17 protein-coding genes are annotated in these 18,590 nt (G+C 70.8%); 15 read left to right on the forward strand and 2 right to left on the reverse strand.

What is annotated here, in order from left to right; translation table 11 throughout:
• The 8 genes from infB to truB form a co-directional block, all read left to right on the forward strand.
• Nucleotides 1-2,442 (forward strand): translation initiation factor IF-2 (infB, locus tag RR1_RS17765; protein ID WP_072713731.1); only part of this gene is annotated, 2,442 nt, incomplete at its 5' end.
• A 75-nt stretch (nucleotides 2,443-2,517) separates the two neighbouring features.
• Nucleotides 2,518-2,808: a DUF503 domain-containing protein gene (locus RR1_RS17770; protein WP_040772611.1), complete on the forward strand. Its 291-nt coding sequence runs from the start codon at nucleotides 2,518-2,520 to the stop codon at nucleotides 2,806-2,808.
• 68 nt (nucleotides 2,809-2,876) lie between these two features.
• Complete coding sequence (gene rbfA / locus RR1_RS17775) at nucleotides 2,877-3,395, forward strand: 30S ribosome-binding factor RbfA (RefSeq protein ID WP_010837591.1); 519 nt, start codon at nucleotides 2,877-2,879, stop codon at nucleotides 3,393-3,395.
• A gap of 17 nt (nucleotides 3,396-3,412) precedes the next feature.
• A complete protein-coding gene (locus tag RR1_RS17780; RefSeq protein ID WP_040772612.1) occupies nucleotides 3,413-4,387 on the forward strand; it encodes a DHH family phosphoesterase in 975 nt (324 codons plus the stop codon).
• Nucleotides 4,380-5,744 (forward strand): MATE family efflux transporter, encoded by a 1,365-nt coding sequence (locus RR1_RS17785; RefSeq protein ID WP_051111105.1) that lies wholly within the window; start codon nucleotides 4,380-4,382, stop codon nucleotides 5,742-5,744. Before RR1_RS17780 ends, RR1_RS17785 begins: the two co-directional genes overlap by 8 nt.
• Nucleotides 5,741-6,688 (forward strand): metallophosphoesterase family protein, encoded by a 948-nt coding sequence (locus RR1_RS22965; RefSeq protein WP_010837594.1) that lies wholly within the window; start codon nucleotides 5,741-5,743, stop codon nucleotides 6,686-6,688. Before RR1_RS17785 ends, RR1_RS22965 begins: the two co-directional genes overlap by 4 nt.
• On the forward strand, nucleotides 6,685-7,356 hold the full coding sequence (gene npt / locus RR1_RS17795; RefSeq protein WP_010837595.1) for a 4'-phosphopantetheinyl transferase Npt: 672 nt from the start codon (nucleotides 6,685-6,687) through the stop codon (nucleotides 7,354-7,356). Before RR1_RS22965 ends, npt begins: the two co-directional genes overlap by 4 nt.
• A gap of 50 nt (nucleotides 7,357-7,406) precedes the next feature.
• The gene (gene truB, locus RR1_RS17800; protein WP_010837596.1) at nucleotides 7,407-8,345 is read left to right on the forward strand and encodes a tRNA pseudouridine(55) synthase TruB; all 939 of its coding nucleotides are present in this window, start codon (nucleotides 7,407-7,409) and stop codon (nucleotides 8,343-8,345) included.
• Nucleotides 8,346-8,354: 9 nt separating this feature from the next.
• Here truB and RR1_RS17805 read toward each other — a convergent pair whose 3' ends face one another.
• Complete coding sequence (locus tag RR1_RS17805; protein WP_143153913.1) at nucleotides 8,355-9,050, reverse strand: metal-dependent transcriptional regulator; 696 nt, start codon at nucleotides 9,048-9,050, stop codon at nucleotides 8,355-8,357.
• A gap of 109 nt (nucleotides 9,051-9,159) precedes the next feature.
• Between RR1_RS17805 and RR1_RS17810 the strand changes: the two genes are divergently transcribed.
• From RR1_RS17810 to RR1_RS17825, 4 genes are all read left to right on the forward strand, one after another.
• The gene (locus tag RR1_RS17810) at nucleotides 9,160-10,140 is read left to right on the forward strand and encodes a bifunctional riboflavin kinase/FAD synthetase (protein WP_010837598.1); all 981 of its coding nucleotides are present in this window, start codon (nucleotides 9,160-9,162) and stop codon (nucleotides 10,138-10,140) included.
• Between the two features lie 153 nt (nucleotides 10,141-10,293).
• Entirely contained in the window at nucleotides 10,294-10,563 is a 270-nt protein-coding gene (rpsO, locus tag RR1_RS17815; RefSeq protein WP_010837599.1) for a 30S ribosomal protein S15, read from the forward strand.
• A 415-nt stretch (nucleotides 10,564-10,978) separates the two neighbouring features.
• Entirely contained in the window at nucleotides 10,979-13,252 is a 2,274-nt protein-coding gene (locus RR1_RS17820) for a polyribonucleotide nucleotidyltransferase (protein WP_040772594.1), read from the forward strand.
• Nucleotides 13,253-13,638: 386 nt separating this feature from the next.
• The gene (locus RR1_RS17825) at nucleotides 13,639-14,298 is read left to right on the forward strand and encodes a methyltransferase (protein WP_143153911.1); all 660 of its coding nucleotides are present in this window, start codon (nucleotides 13,639-13,641) and stop codon (nucleotides 14,296-14,298) included.
• Here the strand turns inward: RR1_RS17825 and RR1_RS17830 are convergent.
• Complete coding sequence (locus RR1_RS17830) at nucleotides 14,243-15,823, reverse strand: bifunctional aminoglycoside phosphotransferase/ATP-binding protein (RefSeq protein WP_010837602.1); 1,581 nt, start codon at nucleotides 15,821-15,823, stop codon at nucleotides 14,243-14,245. The two genes, RR1_RS17825 and RR1_RS17830, sit on opposite strands and share 56 nt — an antisense overlap.
• Nucleotides 15,824-15,921: 98 nt before the next feature.
• Between RR1_RS17830 and RR1_RS17835 the strand changes: the two genes are divergently transcribed.
• From RR1_RS17835 to RR1_RS17845, 3 genes are all read left to right on the forward strand, one after another.
• Entirely contained in the window at nucleotides 15,922-17,235 is a 1,314-nt protein-coding gene (locus RR1_RS17835) for a M16 family metallopeptidase (RefSeq protein WP_010837603.1), read from the forward strand.
• Nucleotides 17,236-17,332: 97 nt separating this feature from the next.
• On the forward strand, nucleotides 17,333-18,085 hold the full coding sequence (gene dapB, locus RR1_RS17840) for a 4-hydroxy-tetrahydrodipicolinate reductase (RefSeq protein ID WP_040772619.1): 753 nt from the start codon (nucleotides 17,333-17,335) through the stop codon (nucleotides 18,083-18,085).
• Entirely contained in the window at nucleotides 18,082-18,549 is a 468-nt protein-coding gene (locus RR1_RS17845; protein WP_010837605.1) for a hypothetical protein, read from the forward strand. Before dapB ends, RR1_RS17845 begins: the two co-directional genes overlap by 4 nt.
• Nucleotides 18,550-18,590: the final 41 nt, after the last annotated feature.

Genomic DNA, 18,590 nt, shown 5'->3' on the forward strand with positions numbered 1-18,590 from the left:
GCGGCACGCACGAACGCCCCGGCACCCGGCCCGAAGCCGGCGGCCCCGCGCCCCGGCCCCAAGCCGCCGCGCGTCGGCAACAACCCGTACTCGACGGCCGCTCCGGCGGAACGCCCCGCGCCCCGGCCCGGCCCCGCGCCGCGCCCTGGTGCGCCGCGTCCCGGTCAGGGCGGACCGCGTCCCGCACCCGGTCAGGGCGGTCCCCGTCCGGCTCCCGGCCAGGGCGGCCCCCGTCCCGCACCGGGCCAGGGCGGTCCCCGTCCGGCCCCCAGTCAGGGTGGCCCCCGGCCCAGCCCCAACTCGATGCCCCCGCGTCCGAGCCCGGGTGCGATGCCGCAGCGTGCGGCACGTCCCGCGCCCGGTGGTCGTCCCGGTCGCCCCGGCGGCGGCCCCGGTGGACGTCCCGGTGGCGGCGGTGGCGGTGGCTACCGCGGCGGCGGTGGCGGCGCTCCCGGTGCACCCGCGGGCGGTGGCTTCCGCGGTCGTCCCGGTGGCGGCGGCGGTCGTCCCGGTCAGCGCGGTGGCGCGGCAGGCGCGTTCGGTCGTCCCGGCGGAGCACCGCGTCGCGGTCGCAAGTCGAAGCGGCAGAAGCGTCAGGAATACGATTCGATGCAGGCGCCCGCCGTCGGCGGCGTTCGGCTGCCGCGCGGCAACGGCGAGACCATCCGGCTCGCTCGCGGCGCATCGCTCTCCGACTTCGCCGAGAAGATCGACGCGAACCCCGCCGCACTCGTGCAGGCGCTGTTCAACCTCGGCGAGATGGTGACGGCGACGCAGTCGGTCAACGACGAGACGCTCGAGCTACTCGGCGGCGAGATGAACTACGTCGTCCAGGTCGTCAGCCCGGAGGACGAGGATCGCGAGCTGCTCGAGAGCTTCGACCTCACCTACGGCGAGGACGAGGGCGACGACGAGGACCTCGCGGCACGTCCGCCGGTGGTCACCGTCATGGGCCACGTCGACCACGGCAAGACGCGACTGCTCGACACCATCCGTAAGGAGAACGTCCGCGAGGGCGAGGCCGGCGGCATCACGCAGCACATCGGTGCGTACCAGGTGCCGACCGATCTCAACGGCGAAGAGCGGCTCATCACGTTCATCGACACCCCGGGTCACGAGGCGTTCACCGCCATGCGTGCCCGTGGTGCGAAGTCGACCGACATCGCGATCCTCGTGGTCGCGGCGGACGACGGCGTGATGCCGCAGACGGTCGAGGCGATCAACCACGCCCAGGCCGCCGACGTCCCGATCGTGGTCGCGGTCAACAAGATCGACAAGGAAGGCGCGGCACCGGACAAGATCCGTGGCCAGCTGACCGAGTACGGTCTCGTGCCCGAGGAGTACGGCGGCGACACGATGTTCGTCGACATCTCCGCGAAGCAGGGGCTCAACATCGAGCAGCTGCTCGAAGCGGTGCTGCTGACGGCGGACGCGTCGCTCGACCTGCGTGCCAACCCCGACATGGACGCCCAGGGCGTCGCGATCGAGGCGCACCTCGACCGCGGCCGCGGCCCGGTGGCGACCGTGCTCATCCAGCGCGGCACGCTCCGCGTCGGCGACTCGATCGTCGCGGGCGACGCCTACGGCCGTGTCCGTCGCATGATCGACGAGTACGGCGAGGACGTCTCCGAGGCGCTGCCGTCGCGGCCCGTCCAGGTCGTCGGCTTCACGTCGGTGCCGGGTGCAGGCGACAACCTCCTCGTCGTGGACGAGGACCGCATCGCCCGCCAGATCGCCGACCGCCGCAACGCGCGCAAGCGGAACGCACTGGCGGCGAAGAGCCGCAAGCGGATCAGCCTCGAGGATCTGGATTCGGCGCTCAAGGAGCACAGCCAGCTCAACCTCATCCTCAAGGGCGATAACTCGGGCACCGTCGAGGCGCTCGAAGAGGCGCTCCTCGGGATCGAGATCGACGACGAGGTGCAGCTGCGGGTCATCGACCGCGGTGTCGGTGGTGTCACCGAGACCAACGTCAACCTCGCCGCCGCGTCGAACGCCGTCATCATCGGCTTCAACGTCCGCTCGGAGGGCAAGGCGACGGAGCTGGCGAACCGCGAGGGCGTCGACATCCGGTACTACTCGGTCATCTACCAGGCGATCGACGAGGTCGAGAAGGCCCTCAAGGGCATGCTCAAGCCGGTCTACGAAGAGGTCGAGCTCGGCCGCGCCGAGATTCGGGCGATCTTCAAGTCGTCCAAGGTCGGCAACATCGCGGGCTGCCTCGTCACGTCCGGTTCGATCCGCCGCAACGCCAAGGCACGGTTGCTGCGCGACAACGCCGTCGTGGCCGAGACGACCACGATCCAGTCGCTGCGTCGCGAGAAGGACGACGTCACCGAGGTGCGCGACGGGTACGAGTGCGGTCTGACCATCTCGTACTCCGACATCAAGGTCGGCGACGTCATCGAGGCGTACGAACTGCGCGAGAAGCCGCGCGACTGATCGCGTAAGGTGCTCGCCTGCCCCGGAATGAATACCACCGGGGCAGGCGAGAAACGCGTGAAGGAGGACGGTCTGGTGTACGTCGGGGCACTCGAGCTCGACATTCTGCTCGGTGACGTCCGCTCGCTCAAGGAGAAGCGCGCGCTCGTCAAACCCGTGCTCGCCGAGTTGCGACGCTTCGGCGTCTCGGCGGCCGAGACGGGCGAACAGGAGCGTTATCGGCGGTCGATGCTCGGTGTCGTGCTCGCGAGTTCCGGGGTCGATCACCTCCACGAGGTGCTCGACACGTGCGAGCGGCACGTGGCGGAACGGCCGGAGTTGCAGTTGCTCGCCGTCCGGCGGCGGGTCTTCGGGCCCGAGGACTGAACGGTCCACACACAAGCAGGGATGGTGGCCGGGCAGCGCCCGGCCGGTGAGGGAGAGGACTTCCGGTCATGGCTGATCCGGCCCGCGCGCGCAGGCTCGCGAAGCGCATCGGAACGATCGTCGCGAGTGCCATCGATCACGAGATCAAGGACCCGCGGCTCGCATACGTGACGGTGACCGACACCCGCGTCACCAACGATCTGCACGACGCGACGGTGTACTACACCGTGCGCGGCGTCGATCTCGACAGCCCGCCCGACCGCGAGGCGGCCGCTGCGGGACTCGAGAAGGCGAAGGGCGTGCTCCGCTCGAAAGTCGGTGCGGGAACCGGGGTTCGGTTCACCCCGACGCTGACGTTCGTCGAGGACACCGTCCCGGACGCTGCACGGCACATGGAGGAGCTGCTCGCGAAGGCTCGTGCCGCGGACGACGAGGTCGCCCGTGCGGCAGCGGCGGCGCAGCCCGCAGGCGACGCCGATCCGTACCGCGAACCGCGTGACGGCGACGACGCGGACGTCGACGACGCGAGCGACGAGACGGCTGCCGGCGGCGCCGACGAGGACGCGCACGCGCGCCGCCCCCGGTGACCGACCGGACGTCGTCCATGACCGGCACGGCACGCGACGTCGACGTGGCCGGCGCGGTCGCGTCGCTCGACGCCGCGACGTCGGTGACGGTGCTGTGCCACGTCAACCCCGATGCCGACACGATCGGAAGCGGCCTCGCCCTCGGACTCGCGTTCGAGCGGCGAGGCGTTCCCGTGCGGGTGGCGTTCGCGGCGCCCGACGCGCTACCCGAGTCGATGTCGTCGCTTCCGGGACGGCACCTGCTCGTCCCGCCGTCGGACGTCCCGAGCAGTGACGATCTCGTCGTCGCGGTCGATGCGGGGAGCGCGGCACGGCTCGGCCGTCTCGCGGATCGCCTCGACGGCGCCCGCACGTCGCTCGTCGTCGATCACCATCTGTCCAACACGCGCTTCGCGGACGCGAATCTCGTCGTCCCGAGAGCCGAATCGACGACGGCCGTCCTGGTCGAGGTGTTCGACGCGTGGGGTGTCGACATCGACGCCGAGATCGCGACGTGCCTCTATGCGGGGCTCGTCACCGACACCGGGTCGTTCCGGTGGGTCGCGCCGGGGAGTCACGCGCTCGCGGAGCGGCTCATCGCGACGGGGGTCGATGCCGCGGCGATGGCGCGCACCCTGCTCGACACGCACCCGTTCGGCTGGCTCCCGATGCTCTCGGCCGTTCTCGCGACGGCGACCCTCCATCCGGCTGCCGCGGGCGGCCGAGGCGTGGTGACGGCGCTCGTCCGTGCGGCGGACTCGGCGGGGCTGCGCCCCGAGGAGATCGAGTCGGTCGTCGACATCGTCCGCACGACGCAGGAGGCCGAGGTCGCGGCGGTGTTCAAGGAGGCGGCCGACGGCACGTGGGCGGTGTCGTTGCGCTCGAAGTCCTCGGTCGACGTGTCCGCCGTCGCGTCGCGGCTCGGCGGCGGCGGTCACAAGCGCGCCGCCGGCTACACCAGCACGGCAGCGGCGGACGATCTCGTCGACGAGCTGGTGGCCGCGCTTGACTGAGCCGGTGCGTCCGGTGTCCGGTGACGTGTCGGCCCGGACGATCTTCGCGCTCGCGTTCCCGGCGCTCGGCGTCCTGGCCGCCGAGCCGCTCTATCTGCTGTTCGACACGGCCGTCGTCGGCCGCCTCGGCGCGCTCGATCTCGCCGGGCTCGCCGTCGGCGGGCTGGTACTCGCCCAGGTGACGACGCAGCTGACGTTCCTGTCCTACGGCACGACCGCCCGGGCGTCGCGGCGCCACGGCTCCGGGGACCGCGCCGGTGCCGTGGGCGAGGGCGTCCAGGCGACGTGGCTCGCCGTGGCCGTCGGGCTCGTCATCGTCGTGCTCGCCCAGTTCGTGGCCGGTCCGGTCGTCGGGGTGCTCGCGGGCGATTCGGGTATCGCGGCGTCGGCGGAGTCGTGGCTGCGGATCGCGATCGTCGGTGCACCGCTCGTGCTCGTCTCGATGGCGGGAAACGGGTGGATGCGCGGGGTGCAGAACACCGTGCGCCCACTGCGCTTCGTGATCGCGGGGCTCGGGCTGTCGGCGCTGCTGTGCCCCGTGCTCGTCCACGGCATGTGGGGCACACCCGAACTCGGGCTCGAGGGCTCCGCCATTGCGAACGTGATCGGCCAGTCCCTCACCGCTGTGCTCTTCGTCGTGGCTCTCGCGCGCGAACGTGTCCCGCTGCGACCGGATCTCGCGGTCATGAAGGCGCAGGCGGTGATGGGCCGCGATCTCGTCGCCCGCAGCCTCGCGTTCCAGGCGTGCTTCCTGTCGGCCGCCGCCGTCGCCTCGCGGTTCGGTGCGGCGTCGGTCGCGGCGCACCAGGTGGTCCTGCAGCTGTGGAACCTCGTGACGCTCATGCTGGACTCGCTCGCGATCGCGGCGCAGACCCTCGTCGGTGCCGCACTCGGCAGCCGGCACGCGGGCTCGGCGCGCCGGATCGCACGCCGCGTCACGGTGTGGTCGGCGATCTTCGGTGCCGGCCTCGCCGCGCTGTTCGCGGCCGGATACACGGTGATACCGCGGTTGTTCACGAGCGACGACGGCGTGCTGGACCAGATGGACAGCGCATGGTGGTTCTTCGTCGCGATCATGCCGATCGCGGGCATCGTGTTCGCGCTCGACGGCGTGCTGCTCGGCGCGGGCGACGTGAAGTTCCTGCGCAACGCGACGCTGCTGTGCGCGATCACGGGTTTCCTCCCGCTGATCTGGCTGTCGCTGGCCTTCGGGTGGGGGCTCGTCGGAATCTGGAGCGGCCTCACGCTGTTCGTCGTGCTACGGATGGTGGCGGTCGTGTGGCGGTTCCGTTCGAATCGCTGGTCGATCGAGGGCGCCGAGATCGGCGGGCGCACGAATGGAAGGATGGCGACGTGACGGCGAGACTGCTGGCGATCAGCGACACCCACGTCGGTCATCGCGGCAACCGCGAGATGACCGAGCGGCTGCATCCGCACTCACCCGACGACTGGCTGATCCTGGCGGGAGACGTCGCCGAACGGTCCGACGACATCCGCTGGTCGCTCGAGGTGCTGACGCAGCGCTTCGCGAAGGTGCTGTGGGTGCCCGGGAACCACGAGTTGTGGACGACGGCGAAGGACCCCGTGCAGATGCACGGCCTCGCGCGATACGACCACCTCGTCGCGATGTGCCGGGAGCTCGGCGTCGTGACCCCGGAGGATCCGTATCCGGTGTGGAACGACCCCACACTGGGGCCGGTCACCGTCGTCCCGATGTTCCTGCTCTACGACTACTCGTTCCTGCCGGACGGCGCGACGGACAAGGCGAGCGGGCTCGAGATCGCGCGGGAGCGCGGCGTCGTCGCGACCGACGAGTTCCTGCTCGCCAGCGAACCGTACGCGACGCGTGACGCCTGGTGCCGCGCCCGGATCGAGTACACGGCCGCGCGGCTCGACGCACTCGCGCCCGGCACGAGAACCGTTCTCGTCAATCACTTTCCGCTCGTCCGTGAGCCCACGCACGTGCTGTGGTACCCGGAGTTCGCGCTGTGGTGCGGCACCGAGGCGACCGCCGACTGGCACGTCCGCTACAACGCGGTGTGCTCGGTCTACGGGCACCTGCACATCCCGCGCACGACCTGGTACGACGGCGTGCGGTTCGAGGAGGTCTCGCTCGGCTACCCGCGCGAATGGCAGCGGCGCGGGCTGCCGGACGAGCTGCTCCGGACGATCCTGCCGGTGCCCGAGTATCCGCCGGGCGCTCTGAACAAGTGGGGCGGGCACTTCGCGGTCACGGCCGAGCAGGAGGCCGAGGCCGAGGAGATGCGTGCCAAGGTTCGGGAACGGAGATCGCGGTCGTGATCGAGCGGATTCTTCCCGGTGGTGTCGCCGCGGCCGAGCTGTTCGAGGACCCGCCGGGTCTCGCACCGCACCCGCAGGAGGCGCCGCTCGTCGCGCGCGCCGTCGACAAGCGCAAGCGCGAGTTCGTCGGTGCCCGGCACTGCGCCCGGACCGCGATGCGCACACTCGGGGTCGAGGAGGGCCCGATCCTCAAGGGCGACAAGGGCGCACCGGTGTGGCCGCGCGGCCTGGTCGGGTCGCTCACGCACTGCGACGGCTACCGCGGCGCCGTGCTCGCGTACGCGATGGCGATGCGATCCCTCGGTATCGACGCGGAGCCGGGGGCCCCGCTGCCCGAGGGCGTTCTCGGGCACGTGAGCCTGCCGGAGGAGCGCGAGCGTCTCGCGGCCGCGGACGACACCGTGCACTGGGATCGGTTGCTGTTCTGCGCGAAGGAGGCGACGTACAAGGCGTGGTTCCCGCTCACGAACAGGTGGCTCGGTTTCGAGGACGCCGACATCACCTTCGAGCGGGACGCGGACAGCGCCGACGGCGCCGTGACCGGACGCTTCCGCTCACGGCTGCTCGTGAGTGGTGAGACCGTCGACGGCGGCGCGCCGCTCACGGAGTTCACCGGGCGCTGGCTCGCGGCGGACGGCCTGATCCTCACCGCCATCGCGGTCTCGTGAGGACGGGCCCCGGCGGGCTGGCACAATCGAATCACGTGAGCGCGAATCACGTGAGCGACGAGCATGACGGACCCCCCGCGTCCGGCCGAACCCCACGGTCCGGTCTGGACGGAGCGGGCCTGCTCGTCGTCGACAAGCCGCCGGCCATGACGAGCCACGACGTCGTCGCCCGCGTCCGCAAGCTGCTGAACACCCGCAAGGTGGGTCATGCCGGGACGCTCGATCCGATGGCGACCGGTGTGCTCGTGCTCGGCGTCGAACGGGCCACCAAGATGCTGGGTCTGCTCTCGCTCACCACGAAGGCGTACTCCGCGACGATCCGGCTCGGTGCGGCGACGACGACGGACGACGCGGAGGGCGAGACCGTCTCGGCTGCGGACGCCTCGCACGTCACCGACGCCGAGATCGCCGACCGCATCGCGGCGTCGACCGGCGAGATCGACCAGATCCCGTCGTCGGTCAGCGCGATCAAGGTCGACGGCCGTCGGGCGCACGCCCTGGTCCGTGAGGGACACGACGTCGCACTCGAACCGCGCCGCGTGCGGATCGACCGTTTCGAGGTGACCGCGCGGCGCGACGAGGGCCAGTTCGTGGATCTGGACGTCGAGGTCGAATGCTCGTCGGGGACGTACGTGCGCGCGCTCGCCCGTGATCTGGGCGCCGACCTCGGCGTCGGCGGTCACCTGACCGCGCTGCGCCGCACCCGGGTCGGGCCGTTCTCGCTCGATCACGCCCTGACGCTGGGCGGCCTCGCCGACGATCCGCGGGTGAGCCTCGACATCGACGAAGCCGCGCGGGTCGCGTTCCCGCACCGCGAGATCTCGGCGGACGAGGCGGAGTCGATCAGTCAGGGGCGCTGGCTCGAGCCGATCGGGCGCAAGGGCGTCCACGCGGCGATCGCACCGGACGGCACGACGATCGCGCTGATCGAGGAACGCGGCAAGCGTGCGAGTTCGGTGATGGTGGTGCGCCCCGCGACGCTGCGCTGAGTCGAGCGCTCAGACGAGCCAGATCGCTTCTGCCGCAGGGGTTCCCAGATCGACGGCGTCGGCGGACGAGCCGAGCCGGATCGAGATGGTGCCCGCGAAATCGCGTCGTTCGAGCACCTCGACGGTGACGTCGAGGCTCACGCCCACCGAATCGAAGTACCGGAGCATCGCCGGGTCCGCGTCGGAGATCCGCGCGATTCGGCCGCGTTCGCCGTTGCCGAAATCGCTGAGCTGACGCGCCGGGGGAGTGGGAATCGTGCCGTCGCTCCGGGGAATCGGATCGCCGTGCGGATCACGCGCCGGATGACCGAGCTTCGCGTCGATCCGCGACACGAGCAGATCCGAGACCGCGTGCTCGAGCACCTCGGCCTCGTCGTGGACCTCGTCCCACCCGTAGCCGAGTTCCTCCACGAGGAAGGTCTCGAGCAGCCGGTGCCGGCGGACCATGCCGATCGCGGCGAGGACGCCCGCGTCGGTGAGCGCGATCGAGCCGTACCGGGCGTGGTCGACGAGCCCCTGATCGGCGAGCTTGCGGATCGCCTCGGAGACGGTGGAGGCGGACACCCCCATCTTCTCGGAGAGCAGTTTGGTGGAGACGCGTTCGTGACTCCACTCCTGCACCGTCCAGATGACCTTGAGGTAGTCCTGCGCGACGGACGAGAGCGAATCGGCCGACGCCGCGGTCGCGGGAGCGGACTCGCCCACGCTCCGCCCGGTCTCGCCGTCCTTGTACGCAGTCACGTCCACGAGCCTATGTCAGCGCGTCGCGGCGGGTGCATGTGACCGCACGGGTCGTGCGACGTAGGCTTCCCCCGTGCTGAGGTGGCGTGGTCTCGACGAGGTTCCAGCCGATTGGGGTCGGTGCGTACTGACCATCGGCGTGTTCGACGGCGTCCACCGCGGTCACGAGCAGCTCGTGCGCCGCGCGGTCGAGGCAGGACGCAGACGCGGCCTTCCCACCGTCCTCATGACCTTCGACCCGCATCCGATGGAGGTCGTGCGGCCCGGCACCCACCCGCCGCAGCTGACGACGCTCGCGCGGCGCGCGGAACTCGTCGAGGAACTGGGCGTCGACGTCTTCTGCGTCATGCCGTTCACCCCGGATTTCATGAAGCTCACCCCCGAGGCCTACGCCCACCAGATCCTCGTCGAGCGCCTGCACGTGACCGAGGTCGTCGTGGGGGAGAACTTCACGTTCGGCAAGAAGGCCCTCGGCACCGTCCCGATGCTCCGCGAGTTCGGAGCGCGCTTCGGCTTCACCGTCGACGGCGTCAACCTCGTGTCCGAGCACAGCGCGCTCTCGGCGCAGGACGTCACGTTCTCGTCGACCTACATCCGCGCCTGCGTCGACGCCGGCGACGTGCGCGCGGCGGCCGAGGCGCTGGGCCGGCCGCACCGCGTCGAGGGCGTCGTGGTGCACGGTGACGGCCGCGGGCGCGATCTCGGCTACCCGACCGCGAACGTCGCGCCGCCCATGCACGCGGCGATTCCGGCGGACGGCGTGTATGCGACGTGGTTCACGGTGCTCGGGCCCGGCGCCGAGATCGGCACCGTCGTGCCGGGGCGCCGGTACGCCGCCGCCGTATCGGTCGGGACCAACCCCACCTTCTCCGGGCGGGCCCGCACGGTCGAGGCGTACGTCCTCGACCACGAGGCCGACCTCTACGGCCAGCACGTCGCCGTCGATTTCGTCGAGCGGCTGCGTGGGATGGAGAAGTTCGACAGCGTGGACGCCCTCGTCGAGGAGATGGGACGCGACGCGACGCGCACGCGCGAGTTGCTCGCGGGCGGCTGACGGTACGCGCGGGCGGGTCGTCCTCGCCGCGCTGCTAGACTGGTCCGTCGGTGTGTGCTGCGGTTCGCGGTGGCCACACCGGGGCACGCTCTCCCGGTCGGCCCGGGGCGGGCCCGTTCCTCGCACGCGGACGTAACCATCAGGAGTGATGACGTGGCACTGACCACCGATCAGAAGAAGCAGATCCTCACGGAGTACGGGCTCCACGAGACCGACACGGGTTCGCCCGAGGCTCAGGTCGCCCTGCTCACCAAGCGGATCACCGATCTGACCGAGCACCTCAAGATCCACAAGCACGACCACCACTCGCGTCGTGGCCTGCTGCTGCTCGTCGGTCGCCGTCGCCGTCTGCTCAAGTACGTGCAGAAGGTCGACATCAACCGGTACCGCTCGCTCATCGAGCGCCTGGGTCTGCGTCGCTGACCTCACGCGATCGTCTCCGGACGAGCGCGACCCGATGCCCGTCCGCCGTTCGGCGGGCGGGCATCGTCGTCTGCGGTGGGCACGGCCGTGCAGCCACACGCGCGGCGCCGAGGTGTGCCGCCGTTCGCATACCAACTGGTAGTGTTCGGCACCGGGGACGTGCTCTAGCACGTTCCGCGCGAGGTCCGCTTCTGCGATCGGTCGGTCCTCGGTAGTGGCTGCCGCGACGCGACACGCATCCGGCAGCTTCGATCGATGACCGCCGGGCAGGAGTACCGCCCCTTCGGCGGACCCCCCGGGATCTCACGGCACGCGGCTCCGCGTGCCCGCGCCGCCCGAGTGGCGAGCACACGCGGCACGAGCACGTGCCACCGACAAGACGATGCAACGAGAAGACGAAGAGAAAAGACGAAGCATGACACAAACCCCCGCAGTCGCCGAGATCGACGAGGGCGTGTTCGAGTCCACCGCCGTGATCGACAACGGTTCGTACGGCACCCGCACCATCCGATTCGAGGCCGGTCGCCTCGCACAGCAGGCCGCAGGCTCGGTCGTCGCCTACCTCGACGACGAGACGATGCTGCTCTCCGCGACGAGCGCGAGCAAGGCACCCAAGGAGCACTTCGACTTCTTCCCCCTCACGGTGGACGTCGAGGAGCGGATGTACGCCGCGGGCCGCATCCCCGGCTCGTTCTTCCGTCGCGAAGGCCGCCCGTCGACCGACGCGATCCTCACCTGCCGCCTCATCGACCGGCCGCTGCGCCCGTCGTTCGTCGACGGCCTCCGCAACGAGATCCAGGTCGTCGTCACCGTGATGAGCCTCGATCCCAAGGACCTCTACGACGTCGTCGCGATCAACGCGGCGTCCGCGTCGACGCAGATCGCGGGCCTTCCCTTCTCCGGCCCCGTGGGCGGTGTGCGCGTCGCGCTCATCACCTCCGAGGAGAACAAGGCCGGCCAGTGGGTCGCGTTCCCGACGGTCGAGCAGCTCGAGAACGCCGTCTTCGACATGGTCGTCGCCGGCCGCATCGTCTCCGGTTCGGGTGACGACGCCGACGTCGCGATCATGATGGTCGAGGCCGAGGCAACCGAGAAGGTCATCGAGCTCGTCGAGGGTGGCGCGCAGGCGCCGACCGAGACGATCGTCGCCGAAGGCCTCGAGGCCGCCAAGCCGTTCATCGCACGGCTCTGCACCGCGCAGGCAGCGCTCGCGTCGAAGGCCGCGAAGCCGACCGGCGAGTTCCCGCTGTTCCCCGCGTACGGACCCGATGCGTACGAGGCCGTCGAGAAGGTCGCTGCCGACAAGCTGTCGGAGGCGCTCACGATCGCCGGCAAGCAGGAGCGCGACGACCGTACCGACGAGATCAAGGGCGAGGTCCTTCTCGCGCTCGAGGAGTCGTTCGCGGGCCGCGAGAAGGAGATCGGCGCGGCGTTCCGCTCGCTGACCAAGAAGCTCGTCCGCCAGCGCATCCTGCGCGACCAGTTCCGTATCGACGGACGCGGCATCACCGACATCCGGTCGCTCTCCGCCGAGGTCGCGATCGTCCCGCGTGCGCACGGCAGCGCGCTGTTCGAGCGTGGCGAGACGCAGATCCTCGGCGTCACGACGCTCGACATGACGAAGATGGCGCAGCAGATCGACTCGCTCGGCCCCGAGACGAGCAAGCGCTACATGCACCACTACAACTTCCCGCCGTACTCGACCGGTGAGACGGGCCGTGTCGGCTCGCCGAAGCGTCGCGAGATCGGCCACGGCGCGCTCGCCGAGCGTGCGCTCGTGCCGGTGCTGCCGAGCGTCGAGGAGTTCCCGTACGCGATCCGCCAGGTCTCCGAGGCGCTGTCGTCCAACGGCTCGACCTCGATGGGCTCGGTCTGTGCGTCGACGCTGTCGCTGTACAACGCCGGTGTGCCGCTCAAGGCCCCCGTCGCGGGTATCGCGATGGGCCTCATCTCCGATCAGGTCGAGGGCGAGACGCGCTACGTCGCGCTCACCGACATCCTCGGTGCCGAGGACGCCTTCGGCGACATGGACTTCAAGGTCGCGGGCACGAAGGACTTCGTGACGGCGCTCCAGCTCGACACCAAGCTCGACGGCATCCCGTCGTCGGTGCTCGCCGGCGCGCTGACGCAGGCGAAGGACGCGCGGCTCACGATCCTCGAGGTCATGGCCGAGGCCATCGACGGACCCGACGAGATGAGCCCGTACGCACCGCGGATCACCGCGATCAAGGTGCCCGTCGACAAGATCGGCGAGGTCATCGGCCCCAAGGGCAAGATGATCAACTCGATCACCGAGGAGACCGGCGCGAACATCTCGATCGAGGACGACGGCACGGTCTACGTCGGTGCGTCCGACGGCCCTTCGGCGCAGGCCGCGATCGACAAGATCAACGCGATCGCGAACCCGCAGCTGCCCAAGGTCGGCGAGCGGTTCCTCGGCACCGTCGTCAAGACGACCGCCTTCGGTGCGTTCGTGTCGCTGCTGCCGGGCCGCGACGGCCTCGTGCACATCAGCAAGCTCGGTGGCGGCAAGCGCATCGCGAAGGTCGAGGACGTCGTGAGCGTCGGATCGAAGATCCGCGTCGAGATCGCCGACATCGACAACCGCGGCAAGATCTCCCTGGTCCCGGTGGAGGAGGATTCCGCCGCCGGTGCCGCGGACGAGGCGCCCGCCGCCGACGCGGAGTGACCTCGGTCTTCCGAGTTCGGACCTGAGCGAGGCCCCCGCACCGTTCCCGGTGCGGGGGCCTCGCCGTATCCCGTCCCCCTCCGTGTGATATGCGCTACACCGCAGGGGAACATGTCGTGAACACTGGCGCGGCATGTTGCCGTGAGCGGGGTGGCCGCGTCACTCTGGTGCCCAGGCGAGGGTGACGCGTCGCGCTCGCCGCAACAGGAGATCGCCGCAACAGGAGATCGCCGCAACAGGAGATAGACGGGGTCCTGGCTCGTGTCGGGGAAGTCACGACCGCGAAGAAGATCCCGGTGGGAAGGTTTCACCGGGCATGCAGCGCCGAGGCGGACGCGCGCCGAGGCGGACACGGTTGGCGGCAGTGCACGAGAGGAGGCCCAGCAGTGTTCCGGATACCCATGGTGAGAATGCCGGGCGTCTCACGCCCCGAGCACGCGACGTGGCTGCTCACGGAAGTACTCGAAGCACACGAACTCGGGCCGGGCACACGGGTGCTCGACCTGTGCAGCGGTGCGGGAGCGGTGACCCTGCGGGCGAGCTCCGCGGGAGCCGGCTGGGTGACGGCGATCGACGCATCGCCCCTCGCGGCCGCGACGACCTGGATCAACGCGAAACTCGGCGGCCAGTCCGTCCGGGTGGTGCGCGGTGATCTGACCGAACCCGTCAAGGCGCAGCGATTCGATCTCGTCGTCGCGGATCCCCCGAGGACCGCGCGGTACGCGGCCACGCCCGAAGCGCACCGCGTGTGCGCGGCGGCCGACCGCGATCTGGTCGAACGCATCTGCCGTCAGGCGCCGGAACTGCTCGAACCCCACGGTGTCCTGCTGCTCGCGCGCGTCGGCAGGGCCGAGATCGAGCACGCGACCGGGCTCCTGGAGCGGGAAGGGCTGCGCGTCGAGATCGCGGCGGAACGCGTTCACGCCTCGCCGCGGGCCGTCCGGACGCGCGGTGGTGCCCGCGGCGGGCGGTCACGTGGCGCGGCCACCGTCACCCGCCGTCGTCGCGACGACCTCGTCGCGGTCCTGCGGGCGACGGTCGGCTGACGCTCTCGCCCGGCAGGGACTCGCCCGGCAGGGAGAGGGGCTGCCGCGCCCACGGCAGCGGGCCGAGGACCTCGCACCACCACGCCTCGTCGAGTCCGTCCCGAGGATCGGTGACGCCGGTGTCGAACGGTGCCGCCTCCGGCCACGGCGCGCGCGTCCGTAGTTGCTCGTCGAGGACGGCGCCCGTCGCGTCGGACGGATCGTCGCCCGCCGCGCTGCGCCGTGCGATGCGTTCGTGGAGGACGGCGGGCTCGGCGACGCACTCGACCTGCACGATCTCGGCCTGCGTGCGGTGCGCCGCGGCGACCGCCGCGTGCCGTTCGGCCGGATCGAGCCACGTCGCGTCGAGGACCACCGAGCGGCCCGACGCGAGCTCCTCGGCGCCGCGGCGCACCAGTTCCCGATACGTCGCCGCGAGCCGGTCGGGCGTGTACGGGTCGGCACCGGGAGCGAGGATCTCCTTGCGCACGACGTCGGACCGCAGCACGGGGGCGTCGAGCAGTGCACCCACAGCGCGTGCCGTCGTCGACTTGCCCGAGCCCGACGCCCCGCCGACGAGGACGAGCCGGGGCCGGGCGCGCGCGAGATGATCGAGAGCGAGATCGAGCCGGTCGATCGCGGCCGCCCGCGCCGGCTCGTCACCCTGCAGGTGCCGCAGCGCCCACACCTTCGCGCGCACGACCGCCCGGTACGCGACGAAGTGGTGGACGAGCGCGGTGGGACACGGATCGCCCGTCTCGGCGCAGTACGTGTCGACGAGGACCCGTGCCGCACGCCGATCGCCGAGCCGATCGAGATCCATCACGAGGAAAGCGACGTCCATCATCGCGTCGCCGCAGCGCAGCGCGTCGTCGAACTCGAGGCAGTCGATGATCCTCGCGCCGTCGGGCAGGGCGAAGATGTCGTCGGCCATGAGGTCGCCGTGCCCGTCGACCGCGCGCCCGTCGGCGACACGCCACTCGAACAGCGGCCCGCGGCCCGCGAGGAACTGCGCTGCGAGCGAGCGGATCTCGTGCGATCGCCGCGCGACGTCGTCGCCCAGCGCGAGCGAGTCGAGGTGATCGAGATTGTCGCGCCACAGCGCGTCGAGGGCGTCGGCGCTCCCACGCTCGTCGACGGCGTCCGAGCGCGGCGAGCGGGCGTGCAGGCCCGCGATCCGCCGTGCGATGTCGGTGACGATCCCGGTGACGTCCGTACCGGCGCGCACGAGCGTCGAGAGCCGCCGGGACGCCGGCAGCAGCCGCATCGCGACGAGATGGTCGGTGGGTGCGCCGTCCGGGCCGAGAAGATCCTCGACACCGAGATACACGTCGGGCGCGAGCCGCCGATTCAGCTCGACCTCGCGGTGGCACGCGCGCTCCCGGGCGCTGCGCTCGCGGTGATCGAGGAACCCCAGGTCGAGCGGCTTCTTGAGTTTGTGTACGCGATCGGCGACGAAGAACAGCACCGACGTGTGGGTCTCGCTCACCGTCGCGTACGGCCCCGTCGTCTCGTCCGGCCGCGCAGTCTCGCCCGGCGTGTTCATTCGCGGCTCCTCGGTGGGTCGGTGCTCGCCCGGCGACGGCGCCGTGTCCGTAGCGCCGCCGGTGGTGCCGGCGCGCGCGTGTAGAGTGGGCCGTTGCCATGACCAGGACGTCTTCTTCAGTTTCGTCGCCGGCCACCGGCGTTCACCGCACATTGCTCGCGAACGGTGTGCGTGTCGTCACCGAGTTCGTGCCCGGCGTCCGCTCGGCGTCGGTCGGAGTGTGGGTCGGCGTCGGGTCGCGCGACGAGCACCCCACCGTCGCGGGTGCTGCCCACTTCCTCGAACATCTGCTGTTCAAGGCCACTCCCGAACGCACCGCGCTCGACATCGCCCAGCTCGTCGACGGTGTCGGAGGCGAGCTCAACGCGTTCACCTCCAAGGAGTACACGTGCTTCTACGCGCACGTGCTCGACTCCGATCTCGCGCTCGGGCTCGACGTCGTGTCCGACGTCGTGCTCAACGGGTCGTGCCGCACGAGCGACGTCGACCTCGAACGACAGGTCGTGCTCGAGGAGATCGCGATGCGCGACGACGATCCCGAGGACCTCGCGGGAGACGTCTTCTCCACCGCGCTGTTCGGTGATCACCCGGTCGGCCGGCCCGTCATCGGGACGATCGATTCCGTGAGCGACATGACGCGCAACCAGCTCCACTCGTTCCATCGCCGCCGCTACACGCCCGAACGCACCGTCGTGGCCGTCGCGGGGAACGTCGACCACGCGGACGTCGTCGAGTTGGCGTCGCGGCGCTTCGCCGGTCGCGACGGTGCGGGGTCCCCGGCGTCCCGGCGTTCCGGGCGTGCCCGCTTCCGCGAGAGCCCGGCGGTCGACGTCGTCGAACGCGACAGCGAACAGGCGCACCTCACGCTCGGTGTCCGTGCGTTCGGGCGCCACGATCCGCGCCGATGGCCGCTCGACGTCCTCAGCACCGCGGTCGGCGGCGGCCTCAGTTCGCGGCTGTTCCAGGAGGTCCGGGAGCGGCGGGGGCTCGCGTACTCGGTCTACTCGGGCGTCGACACGTACGCCGACACCGGATCGTTCTCGGTGTACGCGGGCTGCCAGCCCGAGAACCTGCCCGACGTCGCCGCCGTCGTCCGCGAGGTGCTCGCGAGCGTCGCCTCGGGCGGCGTCACCGACGCCGAGTGCGCGCGGGCGAAGGGCTCGCTCCGCGGCAATCTCGTCCTCGGCCTCGAGGACTCGGCGTCGAGGATGAACCGCATCGGGCGGCACGAACTCGTCTACGGCACGCACACCACCGTCGACGACACCCTCGCCGCGATCGACCGCGTCACGCCCGAGGACGTCCGCGACGTCGCCCGAAGCCTGCTGCGCAGGCCGTACGGCGCCGTCGTCGTCGGGCCGTACCGTCGGGTGCGCGATCTTCCGCCCGCCGTCCGCGATCTCGCGTCCTGATCCCGCCGCGCCCGGTGAGGGTGCCGGTGCGTAGTCTCGAAGCGACGGATCCCCCGTCCGAACGAGCCTGCATCCACGAGGAATCGGAGTGTCGAAGGTGAGCGAGCCGATCAGGGTCGGTGTTCTCGGTGCACGCGGGAAGGTCGGGCGCGCCATGTGCGACGCCGTCGAGGCCGCCGCCGACCTCGAACTGGTCGCGCGGATCGACAAGGACGACGCGCTCGACACCCTCGTCGCCACGCAGGCGCAGGTCGTCATCGACTTCACGCATCCCGACGTCGTCATGGACAACCTCCGTTTCGTCGTCGAGCACGGTATCCACGCCGTCGTCGGCACCACGGGTTTCGACGAGGATCGGCTCGAGACGCTGCGCGGGCTCCTCGCCGACGCCCCGCAGGTCGGTGTCCTCGTGGCACCGAACTTCGCTATCGGCGCAGTGCTGTCGATGCGGTTCGCCGCGGCGGCCGCACGCTTCTACGAGTCGGTCGAGGTGATCGAACTCCACCATCCGCACAAGGCCGATGCGCCGTCCGGCACCGCGTACCGCACCGCCGGGCTCATCGCGCAGGCGCGGCGTGAGGCCGGCGTCGGCGAGAGCCCGGACGCCACGACCGCCGAACTCGACGGTGCGCGCGGTGCGAGCGTCGACGGAGTGCGCGTGCATTCGGTCCGCCTCGCGGGCCTGATCGCGCACCAGGAGGTCCTGCTCGGGACGGAGGGGGAGACCCTCACGATCCGGCACGATTCGATGGATCGCATGTCGTTCGCGCCGGGTGTCCTGCTCGGTGTCCGCGAGATCGCGGCACGTCCCGGGCTGACCGTGGGCCTCGACCCGCTTCTCGACCTGTGAGGAATCCGGTCGTTCGCGTCGTCGCGATCATCGCGGTCCTCGTCGCGATCCTGCTGTTCTACTTCTTCCTGCTCGGTCAGCGTGGCATCGCGCTCATCGGGCAGGGCGGTGTCGTGCCCGTCGGTCTCGGCATCGGTGTCCTCATCCTGCCGATCATCGGGCTCTGGATCGTCGCCACCACGTTGCGCGCCGGATTCGCGCACCAGCATCTCGCGGAGCGTGCGCGCGACGAGGGCCTCGAACTCGGCGTCGAGGGCATGCCGCGGATGCCGTCGGGGCGGATCGACCGCGACGCCGCCGATGCGATGTTCGCGGAGGTCAAGGCCGAATGGGAGGCCGACCCGGACAACTGGCGGAACTCGTATCGGCTCGCGCGAGCCTACGACTACGCCGGGGATCGTTCGCGTGCGCGCGAGACGATGCGCCGCGCGGTCGCGCTGGAACGCCACGAACGTCGAGCCTGATGGCCCGTCCGGTCCCGTCCTGTCGGCGGCTGCGCCTAGGG

Origin of the sequence: Rhodococcus rhodnii NBRC 100604 (assembly GCF_001894925.1) — a bacterium.
GTDB lineage: Bacteria > Actinomycetota > Actinomycetes > Mycobacteriales > Mycobacteriaceae > Rhodococcus_F > Rhodococcus_F rhodnii.

Bases quoted from the DNA above. Each gene is read 5' to 3' on its own strand.
- rbfA (WP_010837591.1), top strand. From the start codon at position 2,877: ATGGCTGATCCGGCCCGCGCGCGCAGGCTCGCGAAGCGCATCGGAACG.
- RR1_RS17780 (WP_040772612.1), top strand. From the start codon at position 3,413: ATGACCGGCACGGCACGCGACGTCGACGTGGCCGGCGCGGTCGCGTCG.
- RR1_RS17820 (WP_040772594.1), top strand. From the start codon at position 10,979: ATGACACAAACCCCCGCAGTCGCCGAGATCGACGAGGGCGTGTTCGAG.
- RR1_RS17830 (WP_010837602.1), bottom strand. From the start codon at position 15,823: ATGAACACGCCGGGCGAGACTGCGCGGCCGGACGAGACGACGGGGCCG.
- RR1_RS17835 (WP_010837603.1), top strand. From the start codon at position 15,922: ATGACCAGGACGTCTTCTTCAGTTTCGTCGCCGGCCACCGGCGTTCAC.